This is a genomic window from Planococcus sp. CAU13 (assembly GCF_000775575.1).
In the GTDB taxonomy this organism is placed as follows: Bacteria; Bacillota; Bacilli; order Bacillales_A; family Planococcaceae; genus Planococcus.
Window position 1 is genome coordinate 1 of the sequence record NZ_JRGN01000159.1, and the last position, 2,424, is coordinate 2,424.

2 protein-coding genes and 1 pseudogene are annotated in these 2,424 nt (G+C 45.8%); all 3 read left to right on the plus strand.

Annotated features, from left to right (window positions below; all coding sequences use genetic code 11):
* A pseudogene (locus tag KW93_RS17440) lies at window positions 1-378 on the plus strand (hypothetical protein); the annotation flags it as partial.
* Window positions 379-508: 130 nt separating this feature from the next.
* Window positions 509-1,858, plus strand: coding sequence for a TrkH family potassium uptake protein (locus tag KW93_RS06790; RefSeq protein ID WP_033542236.1), 1,350 nt, complete (start codon window positions 509-511; stop codon window positions 1,856-1,858).
* A gap of 90 nt (window positions 1,859-1,948) precedes the next feature.
* A complete protein-coding gene (locus KW93_RS06795; RefSeq protein WP_033542237.1) occupies window positions 1,949-2,392 on the plus strand; it encodes a MarR family winged helix-turn-helix transcriptional regulator in 444 nt (147 codons plus the stop codon).
* Window positions 2,393-2,424 lie beyond the last annotated feature (32 nt).

Consider the following 2,424-nt stretch of genomic DNA (forward strand, 5'->3'; position numbering starts at 1 on the left):
AAACAGGAAGACAAGAATGCAGACAACAGCGGGGAAGCTCCTGCAACCAGCGAAAAACAAGCCCCTCCAGGCCAGGAAAAACGCAAAGAGACACCGGCCGCTGAAAAAGGAAAACCGAATCCTCCAGGCCAGGAGCAGCGCGAAAAAGTGCCGGGCCAGGATAAAAAGGATAAATCTGTTGAGCCACCGGCCAATATAGGAAAAGAAAATGCACCCGGCCAGCAAAAAAAGAAAGATAAAGATGATAATGGAAAAGGCCATGAAAATAAACCGGAAACGCCAGCGAAGCATGGCAAGAACGAAAATCGCAGCAGCAATAATGGCAACAGTGGAGACAACAGCAAACAAAAAGGCAACAGCAAAAATAATAAGGAATAATGAAAACAGCAGGAACTCATTTCTGCTGTTTTTTACTGCCCGAAGTGCGGCGAAGAATAATTTCTCTTTCCTTTTTCAAATTCTTTACATAGAATAGGTAGATAACAGAAGTCGAAAGGATTTCCTGCATATGAATAAATCGTTTCAAAAAATCCGTAATCTAACACCTGCACAGGCCATTGCGTCTTATTACTTCGCTGCCATCAGCATTTCTTTTCTGTTATTGCGGCTCCCCGGAGTCCATCAGGATGGCGTAAGCGTGTCCTTAATTGATACGCTGTTCACTGCCATCAGTGCGGTCAGTGTCACTGGCCTGACGGTAGTCAATATATCAGAAACCTATACGGTGTTCGGCATCGTCGTTATTATGTTCATTCTCCAGCTCGGAGGCATCGGAATCATGTCGATCGGCACTTTCTTCTGGCTATTGCTCGGAAAAAGAATCGGCCTCCGCGAGCGTCAGCTGATCATGGTCGACCACAACCAGCTGACGACGGCTGGCGTCGTCAAGCTGATCCGGAATATCATTTCCATCCTGCTGTTGATTGAACTTATCGGCGCGATCATCCTGACGCTCTATTTCCTGCAATACTACGATACGTTCAATGAAGCGCTGCTGCAGGGCGTCTTTGCATCAGTCACTGCAACGACAAACGGCGGATTTGATATAACCGGAAACTCACTGGTGCCGTATTTCAATGATTATTTTGTCCAGATCATCAATATGATCCTGATCATTCTTGGCGCAATCGGCTTCCCGGTCCTGATTGAATTGAAGGAATTCCTGTCCAATAAAGACAAGAACTTCCGCTTCTCCCTGTTCACGAAAATCACTGTCAGCACTTTTGGGATTTTATTGGCCATCGGCGCGATGGGAATCCTGATGCTGGAATCTTTAAAGGCTTTCAGGGAAATGTCCTGGCATGAAACGCTGTTCGCGGCGATGTTCCATTCGGTATCATCCCGCTCAGGCGGTCTGGTCACGGTCGATATAACCCAGTTTGACGAGGCCACAAATGTTTTCATGAGTGTGCTGATGTTTATCGGGGCTTCTCCGAGTTCTGCCGGGGGCGGTATACGGACGACTACACTGGCTATTGCCATTCTGTTTCTTATCAATTTCGCCAGAGGCAAAAACACCATCCAGATTTTTAAACGGGAAATCCAGTTGATTGATGTTTTTCGTTCATACGCAGTTATTATCCTGGCGGGCTTTATGGTCATTGTTTCATCCATGATTCTTTTCATAACTGAACCGGAAGCTACAGCCATTGAAATCATTTTTGAGATAACAAGTGCATTCGGTACCTGTGGGATGTCTCTTGGATTAACCGATGATCTTTCGTCGGTCGGCAAATTGACGATCATGGTGCTGATGTTCATAGGACGGGTAGGACTCATCTCATTCCTGTTTACTATCGGCGGGAAGACGGATCCGACAAAATTCCACTATCCGAAAGAGCGCGTAATCATCGGCTGAATTATCCGGCAAACCATAGGGATGCCAATTTCTTGGAAAAGGGCTATAATTTAATTTATAGCGTTTATTAAGTGGAAAAGAGTGGATAGCATGAATGAAGAGATCAGACAATCATTGAAATTATTTATCGTAATGTCACGCGCACATAAAGCGATTTCCGAGCAGGCCAATCAATTCTTCCAGGCAAATGGCTTAAACCCCACGGAATTCGCGGTAATGGAGTTGCTGTATCATAAGGGCAAACAGCCACTGCAAAAAATTGGCGGAAAAATCCTGCTTGCCAGCGGATCGATTACGTATGTCATTGATAAACTGGAGAAACGGGGCTATATTGCCCGGATCAATTGCCCGACGGATCGCCGGGTGACGTATGCGGAAATTTCAGAAGAAGGAAAAGAGTTCATGGCGCGCATTTTCCCTGAACACGAGAAGCATCTCCATGAATTGACAAGCGCGCTGTCACCTGAAGAAAAAGACGAAGCGATTGAATTGATGAAGAAACTGGGACTTTCCATTAAGGATCTGTCCTATTGATTAAGAAAAGCGACGGCGCCCGCTAAGCTCTG